Here is a 5,763-nt window from a genome sequence, read left to right as displayed (position 1 = left end):
ACATCTTCGAACCAGAAGAATGCGCAAACTACTTCAAATCATCCGGTTACGAACCAGACTGATCGAAAACCGCTCTAAGGTGTGAAGCTATAGACAGGTCAAGCAGGCTGTTGAACGCGCTGGAAGAATTCCGGCGGGCTCTGCGGTGTCAGTCGAACACCCGTGCTGGCTGTTCGTCCCACGGCAGCGATGCGACGAAGCAGAGGTCGTAGAGGCTGACCGCGCAGGGCTCGCGGCGTACGACCAGCCGCTCGAGGACGTCCGGTGCCAGCCATGCGAGGCGAAGGAGCCGGCTGACATAGCGGTCCGAAAGTCCCTCCTCGGCGGCAAGATCGGCGATTGTGGTGACCTCGCCGCGCTCCATCCGCTTCCGCCACGCCCATGCCCGGCCGATGGCGCGCAGCACGCGGGGATCCTGTCCCGTCGGCGGGTCCGACTTCTCGATGTCCCGCGGCGGCAGTATACGCGGCCGGCCGCCGCGTTTTCTGACCGTGAGCGGGATGTGGACGCGGATGGTGTCGTTCGCGGGCATCAGGCGGCGTCCTCCTGCGCAGGCGTCATCAGGCTCGCCAGCGCGCCGAGCCCGTCATGGCGGAGATCGATGTCGAGGCCGCTTTCGCCGACCGTCACGCGCGCCACGAGCAACTGGACGACGCGGGCCTGCTCGGCCGGGATCAGCGCCTTCCAGAGATCTTCGAACTGCGTGAGCGCCGCGGTCACGGTGCCTTCGTCGAGGTCGGGGCGCTCTTTCTTCAGGGCCCGCGCGGTCCGCGCAATGACCTCAGGCGTGCGCAGCAGCCGCCGGATCTCGCCGATGACCGCTTCCTCCACCATGGCGGCGGGGAGCCGCTGGGGCCCGCGCAGCTCGGCCGTGGGCCGTTTCTGGATGACGTCCATCGAGACGTAGTAGCAGTACCGCCTGTTACCCTTCTTAGTGTGGTGCGGCGTCATCGCGGCGCCGGTCTCTGTGAAGATCAATCCGCGCAGCAGCGCCGGCTCGGTGCTCCGGGTGCGTCCTGCCCGTTGGTTCCGGTTGCCGGCCAGCACGGCATGGGCGGCGTCCCACAGTTCCGTATCGACGATGGGTTCGTGCATGCCGGGATAGGCCTCACCCTTGTGGGTGATCTCGCCGCGGTAGATGCGGTTGTGCAGCAGCTTGTAGAGCGCCCCGCGGTCGATGGGCCGGCCCCGCTTGGACCGGATGCCGCGCGCGTTCAGCTCCCGGATCACGGCGGCGGTGGAATCGGACCGCGCGAAGAGCTCGAACATCGTCCGGACCTGCGCGGCCTCGGCCTCGTTCACGATCAGCTTGCGGTCGACCACGTCATAGCCGAGCGGCACGTAGCCGCCCATCCACATGCCCTTCTTCTTGGAGGCGGCGACCTTGTCGCGGATCCGCTCGCCGATGACCTCGCGCTCGAACTGCGCGAAGCTCAGCAGGATGTTCAGCGTCAGCCGGCCCATGGACGTGGTGGTGTTGAAGGACTGCGTGACCGAGACGAAGGTCACCCCTTGGCGGTCGAAGATCTCGACCAGCTTCGAGAAATCCATCAGTGCGCGGCTGAGGCGGTCGATCTTGTAGACCACGACCACGTCGATCAGCCCGTCCTCGACATCGGCGATCAGCTACTTCAGCGCGGGGCGGTCCAGCGTGCCGCCGGAGACCCCGCCATCGTCATAGCGCTCGCGCAGGCAAGCCCAGCCCTCGGCGCGCTGGCTGGCGATGTAGGCCTCGCAGGCCTCCCGCTGCGCATCGAGGCTGTTGAACTCCATGTCGAGCCCTTCCTCGCTCGACTTGCGGGTATAGATGGCGCAGCGCAGGCGGCGCGCCGGTTCGGTCTGGGCCTTTCTGGTCATCGGGCGCCTCCGGTCTGATCGAGCCCAAAGAACCGCCAGCCATTCCAGTGTGCGCCGGTGATCGCGCGCACGGCGGCGGAGAGCGACTTGAAGCGCCGGCCCTGCCATTCGAAGCCGTCCGCCAGAACGGTGACCATGTGTTCTTCGCCGCCCCATTCGCGGACCAGCTTCGTGCCGGGGGCGGGTTTGCGCGCGTCCGCCACCAAGCCGCCGAGCTTGCCGCTCATGACCTCGTCGGCCAGCGCATCGAGCATTCGGCGCGTCTCCCGGCGCAGTCCGCCGTGGGCTAGTTCCTGAATGCGGTAGCCGAGTCGGAGCTCAAGGTTGCCGCGGCTGGCGTTCGGCGCGCGCTCCCCGAAGATGGCCTGCCGCTTCTCCTGCAGTTCTGCGACCGTCATAGTCTTAAGCGCCGCCAGTTCGGCTAGGACGTCGATCCTCTCCGCCTGGCGTGCGGGCGCGGCCTTGGCGCCAGATTTCCTTGTGTTTTTCCTCATGCGTCGCCTCCAACTCGGTTGCGAACCTGTCTCCGACGACGGCGTCTGAGGGCGAGGATGTCCAGCGAACTGTCTCCAATGAGCGGAGATTTCTTGTTCGTTTCTCGTGGTTTGGTGCGTGCGATTGCGCCGGCAAGGATTGCGGCCAACTCCGCCAGCCGCTCATCGGTCGTGAGCGTCTCGGCGGGTCGCGCGGAGGCGATGTCGTCTTGCATTGGGAGCGAACCTCCTGAGGCCGTTTGCTCCGTTTTCGCCGCGAGCGGCAAAGGAATTCAAGTGAAAACAGAGGGTTGTCGCACCAGGGCGTATCTCGGAGTAACAGGTCGGTGTCGGCTCCACCCGGGCAGCAGGTGACCATGTCCCAGTAACCCGTATATGAAGTCGACGGGCCAAGTGCATCCACACACTAAGATCGGGTTAACCCACTGGAGTGCACGCGCTTGGCTGACTAATACCAGCGGCTATTTGCTTTGACCGATGTGTGCCCATTTTCTCATGCCGATTGAAGTGATGGGGCCTATATACGTGTGTGACCCAACTCGGGCGGTCACCTAACCATCCCGCCGATCACGGCAACGTGCTGGTCAGTGTTCGGTTGTGCTGGACGCCTTTTCGAGCCGCTTTCGCTGCCGCTTCACGAAGTCTTCAATTGCTTCGAGCAGGTAGTCGTCCAGCGGCCCGGACGCTGCCAACTTCAGGTACTGTCCCGGCGAACCTTCTTCCCGATAAACGACCCGCTCGTTTTCCGCCTCCAATTGCTCGCCGGCGCCGGCGAGATGTCCCCCCAAGGGTTTCGACGCGACATCCTCGTTCATAACGTGAGATGGCAACTGCTTCATAGACGTCTCCGCTCGCTCATCAATTGACGGGGATGATTCTATGTCGGCGGCGCCCGCCGCGTCATAACTTTCGTAAGCATCTTCTTGCTGAAGGAAGCGGCAAGTTTCCAGATAGGCGTTCACCGCAGGGTTGATAGCGACGTCGGAAAATTGCTCCCGCATCAAATGAGACCGGAGGTTGTTTTCTGACGGGACGCCATCCGGGAACCTCTCCCGCAACGACAGAAAAAGATTTGGCTCAAAGGCGGCATCCCTCAGAGCCCGCCGGCGATCAGCGACGCTTTCAGGGTGCAGTATATCCACCGCTCGCGGTGTAACACGTACGCCACCCTTACCAGACTTCTCCAAAAGACCATATTGCAAGAGCGTTGCAAGCAATTTGCCAGACCTGCCAGTCAGTCCACTGTAGCCCATATCCTTGACTGCGGCTTCTCGGTCTATCGGGTTGGTTCGATTGGATGAGTAAATTTTTTGAACCAATTCAATGGCTTCAGATATAGGTAGGCTCGGGTAGGCCGGGCTCCGAACTCGTTTCATGGCATGTTTCTCCTGCTCCAACGCGACGTGCTATATCATTAGCTGCGCAGTGCGGCAAGGAAAACGGCAAATATGCCAAAAAACTAGCTGCGGCCATTGACTCTGCAGGGGCTTTGTCCTCATATCGGCTGGCGGGCTGCCCGCCAACAAGCGATTCGGGATTGAACATGACGAGAATTGTCTGAGCCCCTCGCGCTCTGGCCATTGGCGTCAGAGGGGAGACTAAGAGAAAGCCGCCAATCCCGCGCCAACGGGACCAGCGGCCTAGATGACCACGCAATCGGGATGAGGCGTCAGAACCCCGCGATTCATGGCTTTATCCACAGTAAAGAATCGCACTTCTGGCACCTCATTTCAAGGCCCACGCCTGTCAATCGGCGTCCAATTTTGACCCCGGATCGGCGTCCAATTTTGACCCCTCCGGCATTCGCTGATTGGCGGGCTGCCACACGCGCAGGTGGTGGAGGCGAGAGGGCCTGGAAGCGCGCAGCCTTCATGTAGCGGAGCGTTTCCAGGCCCTCTCGTTCAACTGCGGTTGCGGATGCGCCAGCTTTCGTTGCCGGTCTCGACGATGTCGCAGTGGTGGGTGAGCCTGTCGAGGAGCGCCGTCGTCATCTTGGCGTCGCCGAAGACGGTCGGCCATTCGGCGAAGGTCAGGTTGGTGGTGACGAGGATCGAGGTGCGCTCGTGGAGCCGGCTGATCAGGTGGAACAGGAGCTGTCCGCCGGACTGGGCGAAGGGCAGGTAGCCGAGTTCATCGATGATGACGAGATCGACGCGGCAAAGCTGCTCGGCGAGATGTCCGGCGGGGACTGTCAGGAATTTCGTGCTTGAGGCCATGATGATGGAAAGGAGAATCATCGTAAGCGGTGTTGTGATCACACCTTGGCGGCGTAACTCCAGGGCAGCAACGCGTCGATCCGGCTCTGCATGTGACCGCCTGCGATGGCCCGGAGGGTTGCGGTCAGCCAGGCATGGGGGTCGACGGTGTTGAGTTTGCACGTCTCGATCAGCGAAGCGATCATGGCCCAGTTTTCGGCGCCGACCTCATGGCCGGCGAACAGGGCGTTCTTGCGGTTCAGCGCGATGGGACGGATGGTCCGCTCGACGGTGTTGTTGTCGAGCTCGATCCGGCCGTCGTCGAGGAACATGCACAGCCCGGTCCAGTATTTGGCGATGTATTTGAGTGCCTCGCCCAAGGGGGATTTCGCCGCGACGCGGGCGCGCTGATCGACGAGCCAGGCTTCCAGTTCCTCGACCACCGGTGCGGAGCGTTCTTTGCGCGCCGCAAGGCGCGCGGCAGGGTCACGCCCACGGATTTCGGCCTCAATGCGATAGAGTTCACCGATGCGTCTGACGCCCGCTTCGGCGATCGGCGCCGGGCCGGTACGGGTGATCTCGACCAGCTTGCGACGGGCATGGGACCAGCAATAGGCCAGCCGGATATCGGGGCCGACGCGGTCGGGGACGAGCAGCCGGTTGTAGCCGGCATAGCCATCCACCTGCACGATGCCGCCAAAGCCCCGCAATATCCGCTCGGCATGCTCGCCGCCGCGTCCGGGTGCATAGGTAAAGGCCACGCCGGGCGGCGCCCCGCCACCCCAGGGCCGGTCGTCCCGTGCCAGCGCCCAGAAGTATCCTGTCCTGGTCTTGCGGGCGCCGGGATCGAGCACCGGGGCGCGGGTTTCGTCCATGAACAGCTTGGTCGAACCCTTCAGATCCGCCATCAGCGCATCGAAGACCGGGCGCAACTCGAAGGCCGCCCGACCGACCCAGTCGGCCAGGGTGGAGCGATCGAGCTCGACGCCCTGGCGGCTGTAGATCTGCGCCTGGCGATAAAGGGGAAGATGGTCCGCGTATTTGCTGACCATGACATGGGCAATCGTGGCCTCGGTCGGCAGGCCACCGGGGATCAGACGAGCCGGTGCCGGGGCCTGCACCACGCCATCGGTGCAGGCACGGCAGGCATATCGGGGTCGGCGGGTCACGATCACGCGGAACTGCGCCGGGATCACGTCGAGCCTTTCCGAGACATC

Annotated in this window: 5 protein-coding genes and 2 pseudogenes; all 7 read right to left on the bottom strand. The window is 63.4% G+C overall.

The window, feature by feature from the left end; translation table 11 throughout:
• Positions 1-148: 148 nt before the first annotated feature.
• Complete coding sequence (locus tag RBB34_RS19695) at positions 149-532, bottom strand: hypothetical protein (protein ID WP_306120949.1); 384 nt, start codon at positions 530-532, stop codon at positions 149-151.
• Positions 532-1,353, bottom strand: coding sequence for a recombinase family protein (locus tag RBB34_RS19870; protein ID WP_346432555.1), 822 nt, complete (start codon positions 1,351-1,353; stop codon positions 532-534). Before RBB34_RS19870 ends, RBB34_RS19695 begins: the two co-directional genes overlap by 1 nt.
• A gap of 12 nt (positions 1,354-1,365) precedes the next feature.
• Positions 1,366-1,857, bottom strand: a pseudogene (locus RBB34_RS19865) (recombinase family protein); the annotation flags it as partial.
• Complete coding sequence (locus RBB34_RS19685) at positions 1,854-2,351, bottom strand: DUF2924 domain-containing protein (RefSeq protein WP_306120948.1); 498 nt, start codon at positions 2,349-2,351, stop codon at positions 1,854-1,856. The gene RBB34_RS19685 and the pseudogene RBB34_RS19865, both read right to left, overlap by 4 nt.
• Positions 2,352-2,935: 584 nt before the next feature.
• Positions 2,936-3,727, bottom strand: coding sequence for a hypothetical protein (locus RBB34_RS19680; protein ID WP_306120947.1), 792 nt, complete (start codon positions 3,725-3,727; stop codon positions 2,936-2,938).
• Positions 3,728-4,252: 525 nt separating this feature from the next.
• Positions 4,253-4,525, bottom strand: a pseudogene (locus tag RBB34_RS19675) (ATP-binding protein); the annotation flags it as partial.
• A gap of 80 nt (positions 4,526-4,605) precedes the next feature.
• A partial coding sequence (locus RBB34_RS19670; protein WP_306120946.1) for an IS66 family transposase occupies positions 4,606-5,763 on the bottom strand: 1,158 nt, incomplete at its 5' end.

This window comes from Roseitalea sp. MMSF_3546, assembly GCF_030732865.1.
Lineage (GTDB): Bacteria > Pseudomonadota > Alphaproteobacteria > Rhizobiales > Rhizobiaceae > Roseitalea.
The sequence above is the reverse complement of the archived record's forward strand: the minus strand, read 5'-3'. Positions and strand labels throughout refer to the sequence as shown.